The 24,543-nt window shown below is 38.0% G+C and carries 28 protein-coding genes; 12 read left to right on the plus strand and 16 right to left on the minus strand.

The window, feature by feature from the left end:
• Positions 1-32: 32 nt before the first annotated feature.
• A complete protein-coding gene (gdh, locus tag ACNHOZ_RS11130; protein ID WP_048019536.1) occupies positions 33-818 on the minus strand; it encodes a glucose 1-dehydrogenase in 786 nt (261 codons plus the stop codon).
• 449 nt (positions 819-1,267) lie between these two features.
• Between gdh and ACNHOZ_RS11135 the strand changes: the two genes are divergently transcribed.
• Positions 1,268-1,894, plus strand: coding sequence for a nitroreductase family protein (locus ACNHOZ_RS11135; RefSeq protein ID WP_080968611.1), 627 nt, complete (start codon positions 1,268-1,270; stop codon positions 1,892-1,894).
• A 60-nt stretch (positions 1,895-1,954) separates the two neighbouring features.
• Positions 1,955-3,259, plus strand: coding sequence for an aldehyde dehydrogenase (locus ACNHOZ_RS11140; RefSeq protein WP_048019534.1), 1,305 nt, complete (start codon positions 1,955-1,957; stop codon positions 3,257-3,259).
• A 37-nt stretch (positions 3,260-3,296) separates the two neighbouring features.
• On the opposite strand, the gene ACNHOZ_RS11145 is transcribed toward ACNHOZ_RS11140, so the two are convergent.
• From ACNHOZ_RS11145 to ACNHOZ_RS11170, 6 genes are all read right to left on the minus strand, one after another.
• Positions 3,297-4,667: a DUF2254 domain-containing protein gene (locus tag ACNHOZ_RS11145; protein ID WP_048019533.1), complete on the minus strand. Its 1,371-nt coding sequence runs from the start codon at positions 4,665-4,667 to the stop codon at positions 3,297-3,299.
• A 398-nt stretch (positions 4,668-5,065) separates the two neighbouring features.
• Positions 5,066-5,839, minus strand: a complete 774-nt coding sequence (locus tag ACNHOZ_RS11150; protein WP_048019532.1) for a TPM domain-containing protein — start codon at positions 5,837-5,839, stop codon at positions 5,066-5,068.
• Complete coding sequence (locus tag ACNHOZ_RS11155; RefSeq protein WP_080754488.1) at positions 5,839-6,408, minus strand: LemA family protein; 570 nt, start codon at positions 6,406-6,408, stop codon at positions 5,839-5,841. Before ACNHOZ_RS11155 ends, ACNHOZ_RS11150 begins: the two co-directional genes overlap by 1 nt.
• A 287-nt stretch (positions 6,409-6,695) precedes the next feature.
• On the minus strand, positions 6,696-7,316 hold the full coding sequence (locus ACNHOZ_RS11160) for a polysaccharide deacetylase family protein (RefSeq protein ID WP_048019531.1): 621 nt from the start codon (positions 7,314-7,316) through the stop codon (positions 6,696-6,698).
• A gap of 127 nt (positions 7,317-7,443) precedes the next feature.
• Positions 7,444-8,793, minus strand: a complete 1,350-nt coding sequence (locus ACNHOZ_RS11165) for a glycosyltransferase family 2 protein (RefSeq protein ID WP_048019530.1) — start codon at positions 8,791-8,793, stop codon at positions 7,444-7,446.
• Positions 8,794-9,007: 214 nt separating this feature from the next.
• The gene (locus tag ACNHOZ_RS11170) at positions 9,008-9,250 is read right to left on the minus strand and encodes a spore germination protein (RefSeq protein WP_013084095.1); all 243 of its coding nucleotides are present in this window, start codon (positions 9,248-9,250) and stop codon (positions 9,008-9,010) included.
• 220 nt (positions 9,251-9,470) lie between these two features.
• On the opposite strand from ACNHOZ_RS11170, the gene ACNHOZ_RS11175 reads away from it, so the two are divergent.
• From ACNHOZ_RS11175 to ACNHOZ_RS11185, 3 genes are all read left to right on the plus strand, one after another.
• On the plus strand, positions 9,471-9,788 hold the full coding sequence (locus ACNHOZ_RS11175) for a winged helix-turn-helix transcriptional regulator (RefSeq protein ID WP_013058076.1): 318 nt from the start codon (positions 9,471-9,473) through the stop codon (positions 9,786-9,788).
• A gap of 30 nt (positions 9,789-9,818) precedes the next feature.
• Complete coding sequence (locus ACNHOZ_RS11180) at positions 9,819-10,454, plus strand: FMN-dependent NADH-azoreductase (RefSeq protein ID WP_048019529.1); 636 nt, start codon at positions 9,819-9,821, stop codon at positions 10,452-10,454.
• A gap of 486 nt (positions 10,455-10,940) precedes the next feature.
• Positions 10,941-11,576: an FMN-dependent NADH-azoreductase gene (locus ACNHOZ_RS11185; protein ID WP_048019528.1), complete on the plus strand. Its 636-nt coding sequence runs from the start codon at positions 10,941-10,943 to the stop codon at positions 11,574-11,576.
• 60 nt (positions 11,577-11,636) lie between these two features.
• On the opposite strand, the gene ACNHOZ_RS11190 is transcribed toward ACNHOZ_RS11185, so the two are convergent.
• On the minus strand, positions 11,637-12,176 hold the full coding sequence (locus ACNHOZ_RS11190; RefSeq protein ID WP_048019527.1) for a GNAT family N-acetyltransferase: 540 nt from the start codon (positions 12,174-12,176) through the stop codon (positions 11,637-11,639).
• A 198-nt stretch (positions 12,177-12,374) separates the two neighbouring features.
• Here ACNHOZ_RS11190 and ACNHOZ_RS11195 point away from each other — a divergent pair, with 198 nt between their 5' ends.
• From ACNHOZ_RS11195 to ACNHOZ_RS11210, 4 genes are all read left to right on the plus strand, one after another.
• Positions 12,375-12,584: a hypothetical protein gene (locus tag ACNHOZ_RS11195; RefSeq protein ID WP_048019650.1), complete on the plus strand. Its 210-nt coding sequence runs from the start codon at positions 12,375-12,377 to the stop codon at positions 12,582-12,584.
• A 4-nt stretch (positions 12,585-12,588) separates the two neighbouring features.
• Positions 12,589-13,101 (plus strand): hypothetical protein, encoded by a 513-nt coding sequence (locus ACNHOZ_RS11200; protein WP_048019526.1) that lies wholly within the window; start codon positions 12,589-12,591, stop codon positions 13,099-13,101.
• Between the two features lie 238 nt (positions 13,102-13,339).
• Entirely contained in the window at positions 13,340-14,125 is a 786-nt protein-coding gene (locus ACNHOZ_RS11205) for a tyrosinase family protein (RefSeq protein ID WP_447697119.1), read from the plus strand.
• A 338-nt stretch (positions 14,126-14,463) separates the two neighbouring features.
• Positions 14,464-14,733, plus strand: a complete 270-nt coding sequence (locus tag ACNHOZ_RS11210; protein ID WP_048019524.1) for a YjcZ family sporulation protein — start codon at positions 14,464-14,466, stop codon at positions 14,731-14,733.
• A gap of 57 nt (positions 14,734-14,790) precedes the next feature.
• Here the strand turns inward: ACNHOZ_RS11210 and ACNHOZ_RS11215 are convergent, their stop codons facing one another.
• The 4 genes from ACNHOZ_RS11215 to ACNHOZ_RS11230 all read right to left on the minus strand — a co-directional run bounded on the left by ACNHOZ_RS11215 (position 14,791) and on the right by ACNHOZ_RS11230 (position 17,451).
• The gene (locus ACNHOZ_RS11215) at positions 14,791-15,768 is read right to left on the minus strand and encodes a ring-cleaving dioxygenase (protein WP_447697120.1); all 978 of its coding nucleotides are present in this window, start codon (positions 15,766-15,768) and stop codon (positions 14,791-14,793) included.
• 211 nt (positions 15,769-15,979) lie between these two features.
• Complete coding sequence (locus ACNHOZ_RS11220) at positions 15,980-16,603, minus strand: FMN-binding negative transcriptional regulator (RefSeq protein WP_048019522.1); 624 nt, start codon at positions 16,601-16,603, stop codon at positions 15,980-15,982.
• A gap of 273 nt (positions 16,604-16,876) precedes the next feature.
• A complete protein-coding gene (locus ACNHOZ_RS11225; RefSeq protein WP_048019521.1) occupies positions 16,877-17,254 on the minus strand; it encodes a hypothetical protein in 378 nt (125 codons plus the stop codon).
• A gap of 23 nt (positions 17,255-17,277) precedes the next feature.
• On the minus strand, positions 17,278-17,451 hold the full coding sequence (locus tag ACNHOZ_RS11230; RefSeq protein ID WP_168761048.1) for a hypothetical protein: 174 nt from the start codon (positions 17,449-17,451) through the stop codon (positions 17,278-17,280).
• A gap of 292 nt (positions 17,452-17,743) precedes the next feature.
• Here ACNHOZ_RS11230 and ACNHOZ_RS11235 point away from each other — a divergent pair, with 292 nt between their 5' ends.
• Positions 17,744-18,310 carry a CBO0543 family protein gene (locus ACNHOZ_RS11235; RefSeq protein ID WP_048019520.1) on the plus strand — a complete coding sequence of 189 codons (567 nt, stop codon included), beginning with the start codon at positions 17,744-17,746 and terminating at the stop codon, positions 18,308-18,310.
• Between the two features lie 220 nt (positions 18,311-18,530).
• Here ACNHOZ_RS11235 and phaZ read toward each other — a convergent pair whose 3' ends face one another.
• From phaZ to ACNHOZ_RS11250, 3 genes are all read right to left on the minus strand, one after another.
• Positions 18,531-19,427: an intracellular short-chain-length polyhydroxyalkanoate depolymerase gene (gene phaZ / locus ACNHOZ_RS11240; protein WP_447697121.1), complete on the minus strand. Its 897-nt coding sequence runs from the start codon at positions 19,425-19,427 to the stop codon at positions 18,531-18,533.
• A gap of 207 nt (positions 19,428-19,634) precedes the next feature.
• Complete coding sequence (locus ACNHOZ_RS11245; RefSeq protein ID WP_013058089.1) at positions 19,635-19,826, minus strand: hypothetical protein; 192 nt, start codon at positions 19,824-19,826, stop codon at positions 19,635-19,637.
• Between the two features lie 89 nt (positions 19,827-19,915).
• Positions 19,916-20,446: an ECF transporter S component gene (locus tag ACNHOZ_RS11250; RefSeq protein ID WP_048019649.1), complete on the minus strand. Its 531-nt coding sequence runs from the start codon at positions 20,444-20,446 to the stop codon at positions 19,916-19,918.
• A 422-nt stretch (positions 20,447-20,868) separates the two neighbouring features.
• Here ACNHOZ_RS11250 and ACNHOZ_RS11255 point away from each other — a divergent pair, with 422 nt between their 5' ends.
• Both ACNHOZ_RS11255 and ACNHOZ_RS11260 read left to right on the plus strand, forming a co-directional pair.
• Positions 20,869-21,372, plus strand: coding sequence for a YehS family protein (locus tag ACNHOZ_RS11255; protein WP_048019518.1), 504 nt, complete (start codon positions 20,869-20,871; stop codon positions 21,370-21,372).
• A 1-nt stretch (position 21,373) separates the two neighbouring features.
• Complete coding sequence (locus tag ACNHOZ_RS11260) at positions 21,374-22,081, plus strand: M48 family metallopeptidase (RefSeq protein WP_447697122.1); 708 nt, start codon at positions 21,374-21,376, stop codon at positions 22,079-22,081.
• A 56-nt stretch (positions 22,082-22,137) separates the two neighbouring features.
• Here the strand turns inward: ACNHOZ_RS11260 and fbp are convergent, their stop codons facing one another.
• Complete coding sequence (fbp, locus tag ACNHOZ_RS11265) at positions 22,138-24,066, minus strand: fructose-1,6-bisphosphatase (protein WP_048019516.1); 1,929 nt, start codon at positions 24,064-24,066, stop codon at positions 22,138-22,140.
• Positions 24,067-24,543: the final 477 nt, after the last annotated feature.

The raw sequence follows: 24,543 nt of genomic DNA on the forward strand, positions 1-24,543 counted from the left end.
ATTCCGAGGTCTTTTTTGTTCAGTTCTATTTATTAACCTCTTCCCGCTTGGAAAGAAGGATATTTTGTCATACCGCCATCCGCAAATAATGTAATACCTGTTACATAGCTTGCTTGTGATGATGCTAAGAATGCTGCAACTGACGCGATTTCTTCCGGGTTACCGATGTAGCCCATTGGAATCATACTTTCTACGTCTGCACGCTGTTCTGGATCAGCGAATTTTTCAGCGTTAATTGGTGTATCAATTGCCCCAGGTCCAATGTTATTCACGCGGATTCCTTTTGGTGCATATTCAAGAGCCAATGTTTCCGTCATTAGCTTCATGCCGCCTTTACTTGCTGCATAGTGAACAAATAATGGCCAAGGAATCATTTCGTGAACGCTAGACATGTTAATAACGTTTCCTTTGATATCATTTTCAACAAAATATTTAATCGCTTCGCGGCTGCCTAAAAACGCGCCCGTTAAGTTTGTGTCGATTACTTGATTCCAGTTTTCTAATGATAATTCATGAGAAGGAACCGGGTTTTCAACACCAGCATTATTAATCATAACGTCTAATGTGCCAAATTCTTCAACAGCTGTCTCTACAAGGTTCACAACGTCTTCTTCTTTTGTTACGTCGCCTCGAACAATAATTGCTTGACCGCCAGCTTGTTCAATTTCTTTTTTCACTTCTAGCGCTTCGTCTTCATTGCTGCGGTAGTTTACAACTACTTTTGACTGCTCTTGACCAAAACGAACGGCCATTGCGCGACCCAATCCTTTTGATCCACCTGTTACAACTACTACTTTACCTTTTAAATCTGTATACATCTTGAAGTCCTCCTACTTTTCCTGCGTGATATGTCTTGTTATACTGTACTAATTATAGATACAGTTTAAGTTTTAAAAAGAGAATAAACATTTTTCTATCTCTTCTTTCTCAAACTGTCATTCATTTAAAAAGTAACAAATTCACTTTTGTTTCTTTTCGTTACTTATCGTAACCAAGAGAAATAAAGTAGTCAAACTTTTTGTTTGATCATTTTTATCATTTCTTTTTTCCTTACTCTCTTTGTAGTTGTTTGTTCACTGGAGAATGAATCTTCACACTTCCAATTCACACCACTTCAAAAGTTTAAACTTTTTCCCTTGCAATTCTTAAATCAATGTATTATATTGTTGATATATCAATTATTGATATGTCAAACAATTGTCCACAATCAAAAATATAGAAATGACAATAAATAAGTTTAACGCCTAAAAAGAAAGGAATAATGACTATGACTACAAAAGACTTTAACGAAATTGCTTTAAAACGTCGTTCAATTAAAAAATATGATCCTTCAGTAAAAATTAGCCGTGAGGAAATGGAGGAAATTCTTACAGAAGCTATGCGCGCTCCTTCTTCTGTTAATATGCAGCCGTGGCGCTTTGTTGTAATTGAAACGCCGGAAGGAAAAGAAAAGCTAGCTGAACTTGCGAAATTTAACAGTGAACAAGTTCATACATCTTCAGCTGTTATTGCCGTGTTTGGTGATATGAATAACGTTGAATATGCAGATGAGATTTTCGGCAAGGCCGTAGAGCTTGGCTATATGCCGCAAGACATTAAAGAACAGCAGCTAAATTTCTTTAAGCCGATTTACGAAAACATGCCAAAAGCAGATATGAAAGACATCGTGCTGATCGATTCAGGTCTTGTGTCTATGCAGCTTATGCTTGTGGCTCGTGCTCACGGGTATGATACAAATCCAATCGGCGGATACGAAAAACACTTAATCGCAGAAGCATTCGGTCTAGATAAAGAACGTTATCTTCCAGTTATGCTTATCTCAATCGGAAAAGCAGCAAGCGAAGGCCATGCTTCTTACCGTCTACCGGTCAATACGGTTACGACTTGGAAATAAGCAGCTAGTTCTATTCAATAAGTAAAGAGCTAAAAATGTGAAGTAAAAGGAGACTTTCTGATGAATAACTATCAAGAACTTACAAAAAAACAGCTTTCATTCTTTAATAGCGGTAAAACAAAAGACGTTGCGTTTCGTATCGAAACGCTAAAGAAATTGAGAGAACTTGTTGTCCGACATGAAGACGACATTTTAAAAGCAGTAAAAGCTGATCTTAACAAACCAGAAATGGAAGCAAAACGTGCAGAAGTTGGTCTTGTACTAAGCGAAATCGACTTTGCAGTTGAGAATCTTGCAGAATGGGCAGCGCCAAAAGAAGTAGAAACACCATCTACTCACGCTGGAGCAAAAAGCTACATTTATCAAGATCCATACGGTTTAGCTCTAGTGATTGCACCTTGGAACTATCCGTTCCAACTTGCTGTATCACCAGTAGTAGGCGCGATTGCTGCAGGTAACTGCGTGGTGTTAAAGCCTTCTGAATTAACACCTCATACGTCAAGCCTTCTTGCTAAGATGTTTAATGAAAACTTTCCTGAAGAATACTTGACTGTAGTCGAAGGTGAAGTGGAAACAAGCACGGCTTTACTAAAAGAAAACTTTGATTACATCTTCTTTACAGGAAGTACAATGGTCGGCAAAATTGTAGCAGAAGCTGCAGCTAAACATTTAACGCCTGTTACGCTAGAACTAGGCGGAAAAAGTCCTACAATTGTACACGAAGATGCTAATATTGAAGAAGCAGCTAAACGTATTGCGCGCGGTAAATTTGCAAATGCTGGCCAAACGTGCGTAGCGCCAGACTACATTCTTGTTCAGCGAAATGTAAAAGACGAGCTGCTAGCTAACCTAAAACAAGTCGTAACAAACACGTACGGCGAAGATGTTTCACAAAATCTAGACTTCCCTCACGTAGTGAGCGAAAAGCATTTTGATCGTCTTAACAGCTTCTTAACAAACGGAGATATCGTTTTTGGAGGCAAAACGGACCGTTCTCGTCTGTTTATTGAACCAACTGTTCTTGACAACATCTCATGGGAAGACAATGTGATGCAAGATGAAATCTTTGGACCAATTCTTCCAGTCATCGTATACGATGAAATCTCAGAAGTAATCCAAGCAATCGTAAAACGTCCAAAACCATTGGCACTTTATCTTTTCTCTGAAGATGAAGCAGTCCAAGATCACATCTTAAACAGCGTGTCATTTGGCGGCGGTTCTATTAACGATACAATTAATCACATGACATCTCACTACCTTCCATTTGGCGGCGTTGGTGACAGCGGAATGGGTGCGTATCACGGAAAAGCAAGCTTTGATACATTTTCACATGCTAAAAGCATCTTAAAACGTTCAAATAAATAAAGAAAAAGCCGAAGTCAGCGTCTGACTTCGGCTTTTTTTATTCTTTCATTTGTTTGGCGATTTGTTCATACTGCTCTTCTTTTTTTGTGGAAACCGCTAAATCGCAAAGAATATGTAAAAAATATTTTTTATCTTGAACAAATAAATACTCTTCTTCAAAGCCTTTAGAAATGTATACGGCAAACTCCCAGATGTCGTCATAATAAGCTGGCCCAATGGCCTCAGCGAGATTTCCAAGCGTTTTGAGCAGCTCCATCGTAATGATAATATTCCGTCTCGCATAGTGCCGGATATTAGCAAATCCATCATATAAAAAGTCCTCAAACTTTTTGTCAGGGATCACCATTCGTATCACGCCTTTATCATCAACTAAGTAAGAAGAAAATTGACTCGCGGCACAAATTTCCCGAAGAATATCGCTAATTTGGTGAATGGAGTTAACCGCCGTTTTGAAGTCATCATTTCCTAGTGATTTAATTGCCATCTCGACAAACTTGGTAATAATATACGTCGTGTCTTGAATATCAGTCTGGGATTTCCCTACATGGATATATTGGTGAAAAACGGTGCAATCCATTTCATCGTGCTCCGTCGAATCTCTATGCCAATAATAAAACAATACGGTTCCGCTGAGCACATAATCCCCTACTTCACGCTCCATTTTTATCACTAAATTATGCTCTTTGGCACAGTGAATCAATTGGCTGTAGTTCAACGTTTGAATATAGCCAGATGTTTGAATACATACCGGCTTTTTCTCTCCTTGTGGAAAGGAAAATTGTTCGCTATGACTAGACTGCGTTCGATGAATCTCCAGTTCCTCGCGAATCGTTGTCTTAATAGCTTTTATGGACGCTGTTTTCATCGATTGAGTCATATGATTTACTTGCAGCCACTTAACAGAATGATTAATGAAGTAGACAAACGTGCCCGCACTAAAAACAGAAAGGGCTGTCGTCACAAACGGAATCGCAAAATATCCGTCTACTTGAGAGCTGTTTAAAAAAAGAAAGACAAAAAGTGTATACAAAAAACTCCCTATAAAAATACCTAAAATTCGCTGAGTAGACTTAGAAGAAGCAAAGTTTTTTAACACGCGAGGAGAAAACTGAGCTGCAAATGATGTAAACACAACAAGCATTAAGTTAAAGGTAAATGTGGTGATCGATAAAATCCCGGGCATAATCGTACTCACTAACGTATTCGTTAAATCCATGTTGATTGAAAAAAATGAAGGGACCTTCTCTCCTACTTTGCAATAATAGTCAAGAAACAGCGTCAGTGCAGCTAAAAGAACAGAAAAGAAAGCATAAATTAAGGGACTAAACCAGATTTGACTAGTTAACTCATCTTTAAACGCGCGAGGAGAAAGCTGTTTCCTTGCCGCTATCCATCTAAATGTATTCATATAAAACCTTCCTTTTTATTTGTAAATCTCTAACTTTTTTCTTAGTTCCCTAATTTTTTTTGATTATGCTTATACAATAGAAAAAATCTATTTTTTAAGATATAGGCACACAAAGCAAAAAAGAGGTTGAGATACCCCTAATTATTTCATCTAAATGAGTACAAATAGAATACATGAGCTGAACCGCTCATGACGCGGCCGGTGAGCCTTTCCCCCCAGGAGTCTTCGTCTTGCCCTCCAATCAACTGCTAGAAGTAACTGAATGAAGATATGAAAGCTAGGTTCACCATACAAACAAAAAATCCGAACGCGTTGAATTCTCAATCAAGAATCCATCACGTTCGGATTTTCTTTCAACTAACCTAATTTTATCTCAGCCTCTTTTAACTCTTATCTTTTTACCAGCCTCGGCTCGCTCCGCCGCCTCCGGAGCTGCCGCCTCCCCCTCCGCGAGGACCGCTTCCACTGCCGCCACCTCCGCCGCCTCTTCCTCCAAACATGACAAGGAAGTTTAGCAGAAATTGAGTGATGGCTCCTTTAAAAAAGACAAAGTCAAGGATAAGCAAGCCCACAATAACAGCTGCAATCAGCAGCGTTTGAAGGGTTGTGAAATGAACACCGCTATCAGAAGAAGCGGATGCTTTTGGCACTTTTTGTTCAAAATCTTTTCCTAAATCATACTCTTTTACGACTTGGTTATAAACAGCTTTATATGTAGTTTCTAGCGCCGTATCGTATTTGCCGTTTTTTAAGTTAGGAATAGCATAAGAGTCAATGATTTCTCCAGATTTGATATCGGTGATAGCTCCTTCTAACCCATACCCTACTTCGATTCGGATTTTTTGTTCTTTTTTAGCGAGCAAAATAAGAACGCCATTGTTCAGCTTTTTATCACCGAGTTTGTACTTTCGAAACGCTTCATTTGCGTACTCTTCTACATCCGAATCACCTAATGAATTCACCGTAAGAATCGCTACTTGAGCTTTCGTTTCATCATCTAACTTTCTGCCCATTTGATTGATATCCGCTTTTTCCTGGTCATTTAACAGATGAGCAAAATCTTGAACGTAAATATCGCCTACCGGATTTGGGATATCAGGTGCAGCAAAAGCAACGCTTACCGTATTACATAAAAGAGATAATAATAAAGCAAACGAAGCAAGAAATTTCATCACTTATCGCTCCCGAAATCAACTTTCGGCGCTTGTTTTTCTTCATTTGTTACTTCAAAATATGATTTTTCATCAAACCCAAACGTGCGCGCAAACATGTTTTTAGGAAATCCCTTAACGGATTTATTATATTTTGCAACTTCATCATTATAGTCTTTACGCGCTACAGCGAGTCGATTTTCCGTTCCTTCTAAGCTATCCATCAAGCTTCTGAAGTTTTCATTTGCTTTTAAATCCGGATACTTTTCAACCACTACAAGCAGGCGATTTAACGCGCCGCTTAATTGCTGATCTGCATCAGCTTTATCTTCAGGCGTTTTCGCTCCCGCTAGCTGCGCTCTTGCCTGAGTGACTGAATCAATTGCTTCCTGTTCATGCTTAGCGTAGCCTTTTACCGTTTCCACTAAGTTAGGAATTAAATCAGATCGTCTTTTTAGTTGGTTATCCACTTGGGAAAATTTATTATCTACATCTTCCTCTGCGCTAACGAGGCCATTGTAAGAGCTTATTCCGTAAATTACAATAAGCACTAACACAACAATCGTAGCGATCAAACCTTTGTTTCTCAATGTATTACCTCTTTTCTTCATAAAAATTATGTATCTATTTACTAGTACGAATCATACTCTAAAAAGATTCATTTTTTTCCAATTTTATTTATGATGACCACATGCTTTAACGATCACTCTCTCTATAAGTTGAAATACTTTTATACTACTCTCACCGCAAACTCCTCATTTCTCAAACACGTTTCTCTATCTAGTCTTTCTATAACCTAATACATGTAATCCTTATCCATTTTATCTTATTTCATACATCTAAAAAAGGAATGACTAAGAACCATTCCTTTTTCTACTTAAGACCAACCTTCAATCTTGTATGCGACTCTGTGAAATTCAGGAACCGTTACAAATTGATAGTCGTTCTTTATTAAATACTTAATGAGTTTTGGCAATGAAGCAACAATATGGTCCCGCGCTCCGCTGCCATATCGATCTCCGTCGTGCATGACGATAAGATTCTTTTCTTGTAGATTTTTAATCGTATGTTTGCATATGGCCAGTGGATCTTCTTCACGCCAATCCTGGCTATCTATATTCCATAGAACAGACGTCATTCCCAATTCTTTAATAGCAGCAAGAGCTGTATCATTTATCAAACTGTAAGGTGGACGAAACAGCTTGGGAGAATAACCGATGATTTTCTCTATTTGAGCATTTGTAGAAGTGATTTCTTTCCACAATTCATACTTAGAAAGAGTTGTAATATCAGGATGACTCCACGTATGATTTCCAATTACGTGCTTGTCTCTATGAATACGTTGGATCAGCTTTGAAAATCTTTCTACTTCCGAACCAACGACAAAAAAGGTCGCACGTACATTATATCTTTTTAGAATTTTTAAAATGGCAGCCGTGTAAGCTGAGGGGCCATCATCAAACGTTAACGCAACATACTTTGGTGAATTTTGATTCATGTTTTCTCCCCTTATATAAAATAGATATAGAAATAAACCCCTCAATTTGTGGGTGTAAGCTGAGGGGCTTTTACGACGAGATAATTTTTAAGAGATGATATTATATCTTTTTCTTCATATAATAGTGCTATAGGTAATAGATTTGTTCAAAAGAACTCGCCAAGTACTCAAATCCACGAGGGCGCAGTGTTTCGAACTGCTGAATAATTTTTATTCTTTCATCTGATCCTCCTGGGAGATCGTAAAGTTTCGTCACGGGCTGTCCACTATTTAAATATTCAATGATTCTAAACAGCATGACGCGAAAAGCATGTTTAAATTCCTTATATTCATCAGGAAAACGCTGCTCCAGCGCTTTATATTCAACTAATGTTTTATGCATATGCATAAACGGAAGCTCTTTCCATTCGAGAGATAGAATAAGAACGTCTATATTCGGATGTTTTTTCACAAAACGATAGTGATTGCCCCATTGCTCTTTCACTTTTCGCTTCGATATCCCATGTTCCTGATGATAAGCAACTGTTGAAGGATCTAAAACAAATTGTGCACCATTTTTATACAATCGATATCCAAGCTCCCAGTCTTCTGCCCCGTAGCCAACAAACGTTTCATCAAAAAGACCAGATTTTTTTAAGTTCCCTTTTCTCACTGATACGTTTCCACTTAAAAATGCAATATAAGGTAGCGTAAATCCCTCAAGTCGCTCTCCGAAATGTTTTAGCCCGCTGTTAAGGAAATAACGATTAGGAAATGATAAACGTTGAAAACGGTTTGTATCAATATCTTCTTTTGTTACAAGAGGATAAGGAACGTTTGAATGCCACTTCGTCTGTTCATAGTTTTCATACAATCTTCTATACTCAGGATCCCCGCCGACCAGTTCTTTTAAGTGCGCCATTTGATCTTCATTATAGTCTGGCATAATAAACGTGTAGACTCCTTCATAATGCATAGCTCCGGTAACCACAAGATCGGATTCATGCACATGATGTTTATAGTGATTTTCAATAAAAGCAGGAGGAGCTAGCATCTCCCCATCTAAAAAGATTAAAAGATCTCCTTCAGCATGGTTAATTCCTATATTGCGCACAGATGAGCGCCCTTTATTTTGTTTCATACGGATATACTTAAATTTGAACGGGACATCAGCTTCTTTTAAAATGTTAGGTGTGTTGTCAGAAGAAGCGTCATCCACTAGAATGACTTCATACTGAGCGTGGGGAAACGTTTGTTTAGATAAACCGTAAAGCGAAAGAGAGGTTTGGTGGTATTTATTATAAGTAGGCATAATAATACTCACTTTAATAGGTTGTTTATGATTATTTTTTATACTCATACTATATAATGAATGGTCTGCTTTATTTATTTTATTTTTGGTCTCTTTTAAGGGATTTGGACTCTTTTTTTTCTTTTTAATATAGTATTTTCCATCGGAACGGTTGTAATAGGAATCATATAATTCTATTTTAATCATCCTTTCTTTGTTTTTCCTCTATATACTATTCAATAAATGACGGGGTGCTTGTACAATATATAAATTTTTTTAGAAAAGGCGTATATAATAGATTCACGAACTTTAGTAGATCATTCTATTGAATTAGAAACACATTCTTTTATCATAAATAAGTGTTCTACTTCTCAGCATAAAAAAGCTGCTTATAACTTCATGTGTTATAAGCAGCTCTCTTTTATAGCTGATTTCCATATACCCCATCAATATTCGCAACAGCCGTTTGATCAAATATATCTGCATCCATATTTGTATTTTTCATTCGCGCACAAGCAGCTGAAATGTCTCCATAGGTTGAGTTGATTCCAACAGATTTAACATCCGCTGTGTGTCCGTTGTGAAGAACTTCTCCAAAATTCATCGATCCGTTTCTTGCCATACCATTAATTCTCGTGTTACAGATGTTAATAACTCCTGCCATGACCATACCACCTTTTCTTAAAATGAATTCGTACATCGTATGTTGTGACAAGCCTATGTGTGAAAAGTTTTTATAAAACAAAAGGCAAGGTACAAACATTAGTGAATTTATTCATTTCACCCTGCTTCACCCAAAGTTTCCACATGTTTTTACGCTTTTTCTGTTACAATAAATGCATAAGTTATTTTTCATCCATATTGTTTGAAGGAGGATACGTAATATGGACGAACCAAAAGATATTCAACCTAAAGTAGAAAAAAGTTTCGAACTGATTGGCAAGAAGTGGACAGGATTAATCATCTATGTGCTTATGAGCGGTCCTAAACGCTTTAGTGAATTAAATGAAAGTATACCAGCTTTAAGCAGAAGGCTGTTGACAGAACGGATTAAAGAGCTTGAAGACCACGGAATCGTTGTCCGAAATGTCATTCCCGACCGCCCTATTCGTTCTGAATATTCGCTGACTCAAAAAGGAACAGAGTTAGGTAAAATACTAGGACCAATTAGCCAGTGGGCAGAAAGCTGGGTCCAAGATTAATAAAACTACTCCATAGAAAGGATGAGCATCATGGCAAATGTTCTCTATATTACTGCACACCCTTTAGCTGAAGACGAATCGCTTAGCATGGCTGTAGGGAAAGAATTTATTGATGTGTATAAGCAAACACATCCAGAAGATGATGTGGTTCATTTAGATTTATATCAAGCAGATATTCCATACTTAGATGCAGACGTATTTAACGGATGGAAAAAGCTTCGTTCTCACTCCTCCATCCAGGATTTATCAACGGATGAACGATTAAAAGTGGGAAGGTTAGCCGAACTAGGCGGACAGTTCGTACTTGCTGATAAATATATTTTTGTCACGCCAATGTGGAATTTTTCCGTTCCTGCGATCATGAAAACGTACATTGATGCGATTACCGTGTCAGGTAAAACCTTTACATATACAAAAGAAGGCGCTCAGGGATTGCTTAAAGGAAAAAAAGCACTTCACATTCAGTCCCGCGGAGACGTGTATTCAGAAGGTCCAGAAATGGCAAGAGAAATGGGCCACCGCTATTTAGAAATCATGATGGACTTCTTTGGTATTGAAGCGTTCGAAAACATCATTATTGAAGGGCAGGTAAAATTTCCGGATCAAATTCCGCAAATTAAAGAAAAAGCACTTCAAAAAGCGCATTCAATGGCCAAAACATTTTAAATGCAATAAGAATCAAAAAGACTTCGAAGCAGATCGAGGTCTTTTTCTTTACTCTCCCCTCCCTTATATTTCCCTTGAAATAATGATCACCTTCCTGCTCGTTTTACGCTGAAAATAGGTTTAAAGAAAAGATGAAACGCTGTTAGCTTTTGTTACTATTAATAACGTATGAAACAAAAATACATAATTTTTCTTTTTCTTTTTTTAATTATCTACGTTCGAAAAAGATAGTTCCTCTAAATAAATAACGTTTAAATTTACCTTTCAAACTGAAAAAAATCCCTTCCTCTTAAAGGATTCAGCCATAAAACCCAAAAGCGTAATACTCTTAAAAATGTTTGTGAACATGATAAAACCAAATAAAAAACCTTTGACTAAATTCGTTACTTAAGTTACTATTAATAACGTAGTAGATGTTTTCGAACACATTATCTTTAATTCATAAAACAACATTTATATATTGAAAACAGAAAGGTGAAAAGAATTATGGCAAAAGTATTATATATTACAGCAAACCCTAACGATGCTACGCAATCATTCAGTATGGCTGCGGGAGATGCATTTATTAATGAGTATAAAGAAGTAAACCCAACGGATGAGATTGTTCACGTTAACTTATATCAAGAGCATATCCCTCACATCGACGGCGATGTATTCAGCGGATGGGGCAAACTTGGAAGCGGCGCAGAATTTGATACACTTACTTCTGAAGAACAGCGCAAAGTTGCTCGCTTAAACGAGTTAAGTGACCAATTTGCTCAAGCAGACAAATATGTATTTGTTACACCAATGTGGAACTTTTCATTCCCTCCAGTGATGAAAGCATACTTAGATGCTGTAGCAGTAGCCGGAAAATCATTCAAATACACTGCAGAAGGTTCTGTAGGTCTATTAACAGATAAAAAAGCATTCCATATTCAAGCAAACGGCGGTATCTACTCTCGCGGCCCTGCTGGTGAACTAGAAATGGGTCACCGCTATATGCGCATTATGATGAACTTCTTCGGGGTTCCTTCTATCGGAAGCCTATTTGTAGAAGGACAGGCTGCAATGCCAGATAAAGCACAAGAAATTAAAGAAGACGGTATTGCTCGCGCTAAAGAAGCTGCACGTACGTTCTAATAGCAAATATAGGCACAAAAAAAGGAACATCTCCCCATGTTCCTTTTTTTGTGCTTACAATTATATCTTTGCTTCCCCGCGCAGCAGCGAATAAACATATGTATCAAACGGGATATTGTTTTGATATAGGTACTCTCTTAACGTCCCTTCTTTTTTAAATCCTACTTTGCTTAACAAAGCGATAGATCCGCTATTTTGCGTAAATACAATCGCTCCTATGCGATTGTATTGAAGTTTGTGGAAGCCATAAGAAATCGCTTCATGAACGGCTTCCGTTGCGTATCCTTTGTTCCAGTGCTCAGGAAAAAGAGCATAGCTTATATTTGCTTTTTTATGCTCTGAAGACCACTCTTGAAACCCTATTGTGCCAATCAGCTTTTCGTTTCCTTTTAGCTGAATCCCCCATTTAATCAACTGCTTTTCTTCGTAGCCTTTGGAAAAATTCTCAATGATCCCTTTCACTTGGTCAATCGATTCTAAAGATTTTTGCCCGTAATAGCGCAGCACGTCTTCATCAGAAAAGCATTCTAAAATCTCACCCGCATCATTTTCTACAATTTTTCTTAATATCAGCCGTTTTGTCTCTAATTCCGGAAACATTTTCTTCCCTCTTTTCTGTGCAGCTTATCAATCTACGGTAAACCATACTATTCTCCTCTCAACTAGCAATATCCTGCTAAAACCTCACCCGGGAGGGCCCATTTCCTATCCAAATAGTCGATTTACAGCAGAGATAGTGGTATTTTATATAGTGGGCATACGTTGCTTTTTATCAATACAGAGGCGGTGAACGCAGAAATGAACCAAGATAAAGAATTGCTGTCCACGATACACGCTCTTCAAAGAGAGCTGCAGCAAGAAAAAGAAAACCGTGCGTATATGCAAAAAGATATGGACGAACTAAGAAGCGCTTTATTACAATCAGAACAAGTAAAACAAAACTTAATCGATCAGCTAGAAAAGAAAGTTGATTTGATTTTAACGTTGATTCAAAAAGGAGACGCATAAAGGAATGGATTTTTTTAAAAACAGCAAAATACTATACACCATTGTAGCACTTGTGATTGCTCTCATCGCTGTATTTACCAACAATTCACCTATTTCCCTCATTCAGCAGCATGAAAATTCAAGCAGCACATCCAGCAGTACATCGGACACTACATCAAGCAACGAATGCTCTGCAGAGACTCAAAGCGACAGGTTATTTACCGGCAAAGAGCTTGTCTTACAAGAAGGAAATGATAAATACGGATATTGCCACATTGTCGCGCATATGCAAAAACCAGGAGCGGACAATTACCATGGTAAAAGCCAATTTAGCAAGTATTTAAATGAAAAACAAGCCATGTCTATTGCCGAAGAAGTCATTAACGAAGGTGAAGACGGCACCAATAATAAATCTGGCAATTACGTTAAAGAAAAATATATTAGTTCTTTAAACCAAGAAGTTAGAGTTGTGTATACCGACTACAGAGGCAAAGACTACGACTATAGTGTAACGACCATGTATCCAATAGGTCATTAACACTAATATATACAATGAAAAAAGCAGGCTCACGCCTGCTTTTTTCATTATACCTCTTCTCATTATCTACAGCTCTAAAAAGTTAATAATTGATTTAAAGTCTATTTGATATGTAAAAAATCCAAATTTAGGCTGTGAAATTTTAGAGATATGACAGTAGCACTTTTACCTCTTGGACATATTCTAAGTATAAAAAAGAAACAGCCCTTTGCTTCTTTTTTAAGAAAGAGGTTTAAAAATGAGTAACAAATATAAAGTCAGAAAAAACGTATTACATCTTACAGACACCGAAAAAAGAGATTTTATTCGTGCCGTGCTAATACTAAAGGAAAAAGGAATATATGACCGCTATGTAGCCTGGCATGGTGCAGCAGGTAAATTTCATACGCCTCCTGGCAGCGATCGAAATGCAGCACATATGAGTTCTGCTTTTTTGCCGTGGCATCGTGAATACCTTTTGCGATTCGAACGTGACCTTCAGTCGATCAATCCAGAAGTAACCCTTCCTTATTGGGAGTGGGAAACGGATGCACAGCTGCAGAATCCATCACAATCAAAAATTTGGAGCGCAGATTTTATGGGCGGAAACGGAAACCCTAAAAAAGATTTTATCGTCGATACCGGTCCCTTTGCAGCTGGGTGCTGGACGACAATCGATGAACAAGGAAATCCTTCTGGAGGGTTAAAACGTAATTTCGGGGCAACGAAAGAGGCGCCTACACTCCCTACTCGAGATGATGTTCTGGATGCTTTAAAAATAACTCAGTATGATACGCCGCCTTGGGATATGACCAGCCAAAACAGCTTTCGTAATCAGCTTGAAGGATTTATTAACGGGCCACAGCTTCACAATCGTGTACACCGTTGGGTTGGCGGACAGATGGGCGTTGTCCCTACTGCTCCGAATGATCCTGTCTTCTTTTTACACCACGCAAATGTGGATCGTATTTGGGCTATGGCAAATGGTTCACCGCAATCAAAACTATCTGCCGTTGAAAAATGGGCCATTTGGTCAAAACTTTAGAGATCCGATGTATCCTTGGAATACAACCCCTGAAGACGTTATGAACCATCGAAAGCTTGGGTACGTATACGATATAGAATTAAGAAAATCAAAACGTTCCTCATAACCAGTTCTAGAAACAGCGTTATACAATTTAGAACAGGTAACCCCCTTCCCTTCTGACATAACTTATAAGGCCACAAGCATTGTAAAACTAACTGCTACATTTCCATTCACCATAAAATATAGTTAATCAACCATAATTGGGCTGTGAATAAGCTTCATATGAGGACCTTCGAACATATGAATAAGTTATCAAAGCTTTATAAAAGTTTTATAAATGAAGGGAAGATATTAAAATGCACAATAACGTAAACGCACCTTTTAGTTCTAATGAAAATATGCCGTTCTCACCTGCTATGGCTCACCACGCCTATACTGCTCCTGCTTATGACCATATGATTCCACACTGCGGATACACAATGCCGGACTATGGATATATGGTTCCTGAATGTGGATATGGCGTTCCTCATCATGGATGTAATGGTTTTGCCATTATCATCGTACTGTTTATTTTACTCATTATTATTGGTGCATGTGGTTGCGGTTTCTGGCAAGATGAGTGTTAACCTAAAAAACTCCAGTATAAATACTGGAGTTTTTTCATGTCTCAATAGCCACAAATCTTATAGTGTTTCATCCAAATCTAGCGGTCTCAGCTTCGCTTCAATTTCTTTGCGCTTCGGCTCTAAAAATGGGGGCAGCGCTAGTGTTTGACCCATCGTTTCAAGCGGTTCATCGGTCGCAAATCCAGGTGTGTCCGTTGATAATTCAAATAAAATGCCGTTTGGTTCTCTGAAATAAAGTGCTTTGAAATAGTATCGTTCTACTTTACCGGAATTCGGCAGACTGTTTTCATTTAGTCGAGTTGCCCACTTATTGTATTCTTCTTCATTTGGAACACGGAAGGCAACGTGATGAACGCCACCGCGCCCTAAGCGAACTTTCGGCAAATCGGGTCTCGTTTCAATATGAACTTCGGCTCCGCTTCTGCCTTCACCCGTTGCATAAACCAAAATATCCTTTTGATTTTCTGCAAAAGATGGATAAGAACCCACATAGCGAAATCCCATAATGTTTGTCAGAACATCGACTGTTGGTTCTGCCGTGCCCACCGTTAGCGTGACCGGTCCTAAGCCGATAATGGCATGTTCTAACGGAATGTCTTCGCGCTTCCACGGCACGCCTGCTCTTACCCCCTTTTCACCGTTGTCCGCAACAAGAAGCAAACGTGTACCTTCATAATCTTTAAATGCTAATGTATCACGATTAGCTCGTTTAGCTATTTCTTCATATTCCACTCCGTGCTGCTCGAAGCGTTCTTTCCAAAAGTGTAGAGAATCCGTACTTTTAACGCGAAGCGACACAGTCGAAATATCAGATGCACCTTCATGCGTTCTTGCAAGCCCTGGAATATCAAAAAACGTTACTTCCGTTCCTGGGGTCCCTTCTCCATCTGCATAAAATAAGTGGTAAGACTGAGTGTTATCTTGATTCACCGTTTTTTTTACTAATCGCATGCCTAAAACTTTAGTGAAAAACTGATAGTTTTTCTCAGCTTTCCCTGTCAAAATAGATACGTGATGCAACCCTAACAATTCCATCTGCTCCGCCTCTTTTCATAATGTATAAATTTTTTAACTTCCTTTAAAATTATCTTTAATTTAATTATCTTTAATTAAAGATAATTTTAAAGGATATACAGCCTGTTTGTCAATAACAAGAAAATGTTGTGAACATAAAAAAGAAACTAAACACATAGTTAGTTTCTCTTTATCTTCCCTTTAACAAACTGCTGATCTTTTCCAACAGCGGTTACTTCTTAAGCACGCGCTGCACATTTTGCTTCATCAGCTCCGCAATTTTTGTTTCATTTTCACGAGACGTCTGCTCTAATTTTTCTATGACTAACTGCTGTCTCTCTGCTGAATGATTTTGACTTATCTTTTGCTTGCCTTCCATTTTAATAATATCGATCTTAAATCCAACGATTCCTTTGCTTAAACCATTCATATAAGCAGGGTCAACGTCATTTAGTGTATATGTACTGCTCGGGCTTTCATACTTCGCTACCATCTTGCTCAGCAGTCCAAGCAGCTCTTTAGGTTCTTCAATCATTTTCATCGTGCCATACACGTGAACAGCTTCGTAATTCCATGTCGGCACAGCTTGATTCGTTTCATACCAAGACGGTGAAATATAGCAGTGAGGCCCTTGAAACACAATCAAAATTTCTTGATTTTCAGCATCTTTCCACTGCTGATTCGGACGAGCGAAATGCCCGTATAAAGCTTTTTCTTTCGGATCTAACATCAGAGGCAAATGAGTAGCATAAGGCTTTTCATTATGATATGAAAACAAAGTGGCAAATCCATTGTCTTCAATAAAATCATACATGATTTGTTCATCATTTACTTTAAAATACTTTGGAATATACATCGGCGCTTCTCCTTTATCTTTTATGTAGTAAAGAATATAATAATACAGGCGTTTGCAACAGCGTCAGTTATAAACTTTTTATGGAGGTCAGCAAACATTTAATCGTTTATGAATCGATTTTTTAAGAAGCTTATGCTACACTGCTGTGATGTAAACCGCTGATTTTTAATATGTATTTATTTAGCACATGATGCAATTAGATAGTTGTTGGTTAAGCAAAGCGTTGGGGATCAAAAAAAGAAGAGCCCGTTTAAAACAGCTCCTTTTTCTCGCTTATCTATACAATTGAGGATTTTTTTCTCGTTTGATAGGTCCGCCTTTGGCTATATGCCACACAATGACGCAATCCGTCAAGCGATCGTATACGTCGTCTTCTAAATACGGATCTTCTGCTGAAGTAAGCAAGGTGTGAACATCGGCTTTTATTTCGGCTAGCATAGCTGCGCTGAATACGTCCGGGTCATTTAATACGTCTAGTATATATAGCACCAGCATCTCAAACCCGCTGTCCCAATTGGCATTTCCGTTTCCTTGAGCTTCACAGCGAAGCTTTTCAATGGCTCGGAGGACCTCTCCTTCTACAATATCCGACTGCCCATTTCTCGGGACATAGTTTACCCATAGTTCTTTTGCTTCGTCAAAATATTTCATTCTCTACTCCTTTCTTCAGAAATCTATTCCTTATTGTTTCTTTGATTCATCGTCGTTCCAAAAACAACCCCTAATGAGGTCCCAATCGCAATACCAAACCCCATATTATCCTTCAACATTCCAAGAGAAGCCCCCATCACAACGCCCAGACCTAATCCCATTCCTAGATAATTTGCCTTTTTCTTTTCTTCAGACAAACAGCCACTCCTTTTTCTACTATTTTATTGATACCTTTTATACGTAAAAACCTCGCTAAAAGTTTCATAAAAATGGAAAAAACAGTCGCTGTAACTGCTTTTTAAATGATGAGCTGATAAACGGCCTCTCCGAGCAGCAAAATCGACGTAAACATGCAGATTACACCGAATACATACATTGTTTTGCGTGCAGAAAAATACAAACAACTCAACAGGGAAAGGTATCCAAACCTTAAGAAAAGGGCATTTTAAAAGTAACGAAATTTTGCTTACTTAAAAAGGATGGATTACATTGACACCAAACCAACAGGAATATCTAAAAAAAATACATAGCATACAAGAAAATCTAGCCAAAACGTGGGCTGAATACTGGCAGCAATACTCCACTCCAGGCTCTTGGCAGTTTTGGGTGACCTTGAGTGCTTTTATTTTGCCTTTAGTCATTCTCTTCTTTTTAATTGATCGAAAAAAAGCCTTTCATTTAGGGTTTTATGGATTTAACGTGCACGTTTGGTTTCACTATAGTGATACAGCCGGAGTTTATAACGGGCTGTGGACGTATCCTTACCAAATCAACACAATCATACCCGTAAGCTTTAGCCTAGATGCTTCGCTTATTCCTGTCTCTTTTATGCTGCTTTACCAATGGACAATTAACCATCATAAAAATTACTATTTATACGCAACGATTCTTTGCTTATTTTTTGCTTTTATTTTCAAACCGTTATTAACAGGGATTGGCTTTTTCCAGCTGCATGAATGGGCTACTTACCGTCATTTATTTGTATTTTATCTTGGTGTGATAGTGCTATCAAAATGGATTACCAATCTTTTTCTTTATTTTGAAAAACAGAATTGAATATGTTGCGTGCATGTAAAAAAACGTAAGCTTCTTTAAAAAGACCTTACGTTTTTTGTAGTGGCTTTATTTGCTCGCTGTCTGCTTCCTCAAAAGATAGCACGCTTTTTTCATCTCATAGTATCTCTTTTGCAGACAGCCCATTTTGATTGTGTGAATTTAGAACATGCTGCATCTAGCAATAATAAAACTTTTGTTAGGAAAGAAAATCTCGCTTTTCCTAAGCTTTACTTAAATTAGCGTTGTATAAGTCCATTAAACTGCTTAAATCATCTAACAGCGGGCAGTGGCCTACACCTTTCATAATTTTTAACGTTGCATTTTCCCCTATGCCTTTCGCGATGTCAGATGCATCTCTTGTTGAAACCATCTTATCTTCATCTCCTTGAATAACCATAGTAGGAATCGTGATTTTTTCCACCTCTCCTGTCCCTTGAACAACACCATTAAAGTCGTTTGAAATATTAAATCTCATGAGTGCGTAATTGATATCAATTAAGTTGCGCTGCTTGATCGTTCCTTCTAAATACTTTTCAAATTGATCAGCAGACGGCTTATTTTTTGTATATAAAAATTGACGCAGCATCATTTTTAAAAACCATGTGTTTTTTGTTTCTTTCGCGTTTTCTACCATTCTAAATGCTTCTTTTACTTCTTCTTTGGTTTGTATAAAGTTGTTAGGAATAGGCAGTTCTAGCAACGTTCTTCTTGGAATGGGATAGCCTTTGATGTTGACGGAGCTTAATAGAATTAAATTCTTGGCATCATTCGGATGATCAATCACATATTGCATAGCAACTGCTCCTCCTAATGACCACCCGCTTATTGTAAAAGCAGACAACTTTAAAGCATCCGCAAACAGTTTGACATCATCTGATAAGTCTTTGATTGTGTGGATAGGTGTATGGTAAGTGGAGTCTCCAAACCCTCTTAGGTCGATGGCATAAGCTGTGATATGTTCTGGAAGTTCGTTCATTAACACATCCCAGTTAAGGGAAGAATTCATGTTTCCGTGAATTAACAAAAGCACCTCTTTTCCGCCTTTTTTCATTCGGTAATTTACTGTTTCTCCATTTGATAATTCTACTTTTGCTTGTCCTAAAGCACATACGGTCATCGCTATTTTCCTCTTTTCTTATATAATTAGAACGATCGCTAGCATTTATTTTTCAATACCCTATTTATCAAGATTTAAGCAGTTAGAAAGAAGTTGTGCAAAAGCCAAAACAATTCTATGTCATTCTATTTGCTAAAAAAGACAGCCAAATACGCGATTTGGCTGCCTTTTTATAATGAAGAAATATACGAATGAGCAACAAGGCCATTACTTTTTCGGGGCGTCTAATGCTTGATAGGCAAGCTGATATTTCCCGCCTTCAGCCACTTCTGCATGGTATAAAGCTTTAAGAGCAAAGTTTTTTTCTAGACTGTGCTCTTTCATCAAACCGTTCAGCTTACCTTGCAGTTCCTGATTGTCTTTAATGAGCTGCTTCATCTGTGATTTTAAATATTTCATGGTGTTTTCCGCTCCTTTCACTTGATAAACCTTCATCAAGTATATCACTTAAGGATAGGATAATGGTAAAACAAGTTACGATTGAGCGATTAAATTTGTACCGCTCTATTCTTTAAGCGCGCTACAAGCGGAACAACGATGATACCGGCTATCACAACTTGCATCACATTTCCTGGTACAGAGCCAAGCGGAACGATCCAGTTACCATAAAGAATCACTTCAGCAAAATAGTAGCCGACGACTTTTACAATCAGCGCAGCAACAACTGCCAGTGTGTTGACAAGTGCTCTTTTACCAGGTGCTTTTTCAGAGATAAGACCTGCTAAAAAGCCCATGGCCCCTACAATAATAAACGTAAACGGCGCCCATGCTGTCCAGCCGGAGATCAGATCGAATAACCCCATTCCAAAAGCGCCGGCGATGGCTCCTGTTTTTTTACCGTAAATAAAGGCCGCTATAAAAAGAGGAACGTTGCCTAAATGGATGAGGCCTCCGTTACCCATAATAGGAAGCTTGATGTTGATAAACATTGTCGCTACAAACGTCAGTGCGATAAAAAGCGCATGCATGGATAAAGCTTTAATTTTTGTGGATTCTCTTGGTGAGTATGTTGAATTCATCTGTTGACCTCTTTCTTTTTTTACTACTATCATACTCCTAATTGGACACTTAATAAATATGTAAAACTATTTATTTAGTAAGGTATATCATTCTAGCAGCACACAAGAATCCTCCAAATTCAAAAATTGCCCTATCCCTTCTTTAAAAAATAAAGCTGACTCTGCTTCTTTTAGCAGACTGCGGCGCCTAATTTTTGTTATGGCAAAGTGTCTGTTCGGACATAATATGAGCAAATCGTTCTTTTTCAAGAGTTGACGAAGGCTGATAAATATGAGAAGTTATATGTTTGTAGAAATGAATGGAATAACTTAGAATTCCAGCGGAACCTGTTACTATAATTGTACTGATATTGACCAAGTCCGTTCAGATTGTGGCAGTCATAATTTTTACATACAGCAAGCAAGTTATAGGAGGAGCAAGAATGGATAATAACGATATTTTAATTAGATTACGATATGCCTTGGATTTAAAAAATACAGAAATGGTAGAGATCTTTAATCTTGGCGGAGAAGATGTAACCAAAGAAGACGTATTAAAAATCCTTACGAGAACACCGGATGAAGAAGACGAGGATGCAGTTCATGAGGACGATCATATACCGTGCACGAACAGTATGTTAGATTCTTTTTTAAACGGTTTTATTACCTTTAAAAGAGGACAACAAGATCCTAAACCAGGGCAAGCACCTCCAGCGCCGGTTCAGAGCAATCAAAATATGTATAATGTCTTATTAAAGAAAGTGAAAATCGCTTTATCCCTAACAAGCGAAGAGATGTTAGAAGTATTTGACGACGGTGGAATACGTGTATCTAAAGCAGAATTAGGTGCTTTATTACGAAAAAAAGGCCATAAAAATTACAAACCGTGCAAAGAGAATTTTGCTCGAAAATTCCTAAGAGGCTTAACCGTACAATATAGAGGATAACATGATACACACTTTTTCAAATCAGAGTATCCATTATGAAATACGATATAAAAACCGAAGTTCTTTTGCAATCAAAGTAGACGGATACGGAACGGTCGAAGTCCTTGCTCCTAAAGGAACCTCTACTGAACAAGTACGTATGTTATTAGAGAACAACTGGGCATTGATTCAGCAAAAAATAAATGAAATGAAAGATAGAACGCATGGACCCAAGAAAAAAGTCTATGAACACGGAGAAAGCTTTTTATATGTAGGAAAAAACTATCCGATACAGATTCATCACGATTCGACCATTACAAAGGATTCTGTAGTGTTTGAAGCGAACACGCTTCAGATTTATGTCAATCAGCACGACGATGAAGCGATAAAACAAGCGCTCAAACGTTTTTACTATCAACAATGTAAAGCGCTCGTAACCAAAAGTGTCTCCTCCTATCAAAAACATTTTAAAACAAAGCCGCGATCCATCTCGATTTCCGATAGTAAAAAAGCGTGGGGCACGTGTGATTCTAAGCGTCAGCTAACCTTCAACTGGCGGCTGGCAATGGCACCGCCGCACGTCATTGATTACGTAGTCGTTCATGAAATGTGCCACATGGTTCACATGAATCATGATCGTTCCTTTTGGCGTCTTGTCGGGAAAATTATGCCCGATTATCGTGAACAAGAGCACTGGCTGGAAATGTCGAGCTGGGAAATGACGGTGTAGTACCGCTAAATAAAAAAGAGCAGACGCCCAGGGGCATACTGCTCTTTTTTTTAGCTTTAACTATAGCGATATTTTCGTAAATCTTTTAAAATCGAAATTTCTTTTAACAATTCCTCTCCAACGTTTGTTTCTAAAACCATTTTTCTTTCTAGTTCTTTATCAACTAATCGCTTTACGGATAAGACGTCCGTTCCTTCTAATAAAATCTCTTCTTTTGAATTAAAGTGTTTGTGAGCGACTAGCTGCATGCCGTAAGAATTATATAATAATGTATATCCAGCGATACCTGTTGTGGATTGATACGCTTTTGAAAAACCGCCGTCAATAACAATCATCTTTCCATTTGCTTTGACCGGGTTTTCTCCTTCGATTTCTTTGACAGGCGTATGACCATTAATAATATGACCGTGATCAGGATTCAAATTAAATTCTGCGAGAATGTTTTGGCAGACTTCCTCATTTTCCCGTAAATAGTAGTATGGATTTTTCTTCTCTTTATGCGTTGCTTTATCACTGATAAAATATCGTTCAAACGTCGTCATGGCACGTTTCCCAAAGAGTGATGAATATTCTCCTGTCCATAGGTACCAGACCATGTCTGTTGCCAAATCATCCGTTTCTTCAGGATGTGCAAAAGCCTCTTGTAAATAATGTTCAAACACATCAAGCAAGTTACGGCCTGCATACGTTTTATCTTCTATCGTCATTTTTTCCATGTTTCCTTCTTCATCTAAAGGAATGCAGCCGTGTATTAATAAGTTTCCGTTATATTTCAAATAAAGGCTGCCTTTTTTCATAAGAAACTTCATATGTCTCGCCAGCTTTTCCGAATGCTGCACGGAAAGCAGCAGTCTTTCCATTACCTGCTCTTCTTCTTCTAATAGCTTATCAGGCTGCGCCGGATCCACCGTTGCAAAGCAGCTGTTTTCTAGCGGATACGTGTTTCCGTATATCGTAATTTCATTTTTATCATAATCAATTTTTTCAAGCAGCAGCCTTTCTGACATATTAAAGAAAGGACGTCTTTTTATAATCGGACTTTCAAGCTTGAACTGAATCATCGCAATGGCCTGATGAATTTTCGTAATTTGTAGTCGCTCGTGATCGGATAGTTTGTCACTCGAGCTTACTTTTGGTCTAAAAGCAGGATTATCATCATAATATTTCTCCGCCAAGTTAAGCAGCGGTCTCAGGTTAATGCCATATACGTCTTCAATAATATCTAGATTGTCGTATCTCGCGCAGATCCGAATAATATTGGCAAGACACACTTTCGAGCCCGCAAAAGCGCCTAGCCATAGCACATCGTGGTTTCCCCACTGAATATCAACGGAGTGATAGTTAATCAGCGTATCCATAATTTTATCCGGTTCAGGTCCACGATCATAAATATCCCCTACTACGTGCAGATGGTCCACAACCAACCTTTGCGTCGTATAAGCTAGCCCTATAATAAGCTTATCGGCTTGCCCTAAAGAAATAATCTGCTGAACAATCTTTGTATAGTACTGTTCTTTATTTGTAAATTCATCCGTTTTATATAGCAGCTCTTCAATAATGTACACAAATTGATCCGGCAACGCTTTACGCAGTTTAGAGCGCGTGTATTTAGAAGAAGCGTACGAGATGAGATTAAGCATACGATCGATGATTTCTTTATACCATTCATATAGTTCTCGTTTGTTTCGAAACTGCGCTTTAATCAACGGTAATTTTTCTTCAGGATAATACACTAATGTCGCAAATTCATTGATTTCTTTGTCAGATAATACATTTTTAAAAAGGTCTTTGATTTTCTCTTTTACATTTCCTGAACCATTTCGCAGCACGTGCTGAAAAGCTTGATACTCGCCGTGTAAATCACTGACAAAATGTTCAGTCCCCTTTGGCAGATGAAGAATAGCTTCAAGGTTAATAATTTCGGTTACCACTTTTTCTTCCGTATCATACTTTTGTGCAAGTAAATCTAGATATTTTGTGTTCAAAACTATGTATCCCCTTTCAACGTTCACCATTTAGTACAATCACTCATCAAGCTTGTGATTATGATGTTAAATACCTTTTATTTAACTCTTCTCTTTTCTCTCCACGCCTCACCCCTTTATTTTAACCTATTTTACGTATGGGTAAAATGGTATAAAGTCTATTTGTCTATAAAGATTAACCGGTCTTGCCCGCTTGAAGAGGAGAGCTAGCCCATAGCATAAAAAAACCTGCTGATCTTAGTCAGCAGGTTCGATACATATGAAAGAAGCGCACATAATTAAGAAAGTTTACTCCGACCTCTACACAATAACAGAGTTTTTCTTCCCTCGCTGTGAGAAAACGCACAGCGCCAAGTCCTTGGTGGTGGTACGATAAAGATGACCTTTCTGAGACAGGAAAAGTCATCCTTTGTATGATATAAGAATCATCATTCTGTTGAATCTCTGTTCTTCTACGTTCAGAGATTTTTTCTGTTG

It is taken from the genome of Priestia sp. D51 (assembly GCF_053345675.1).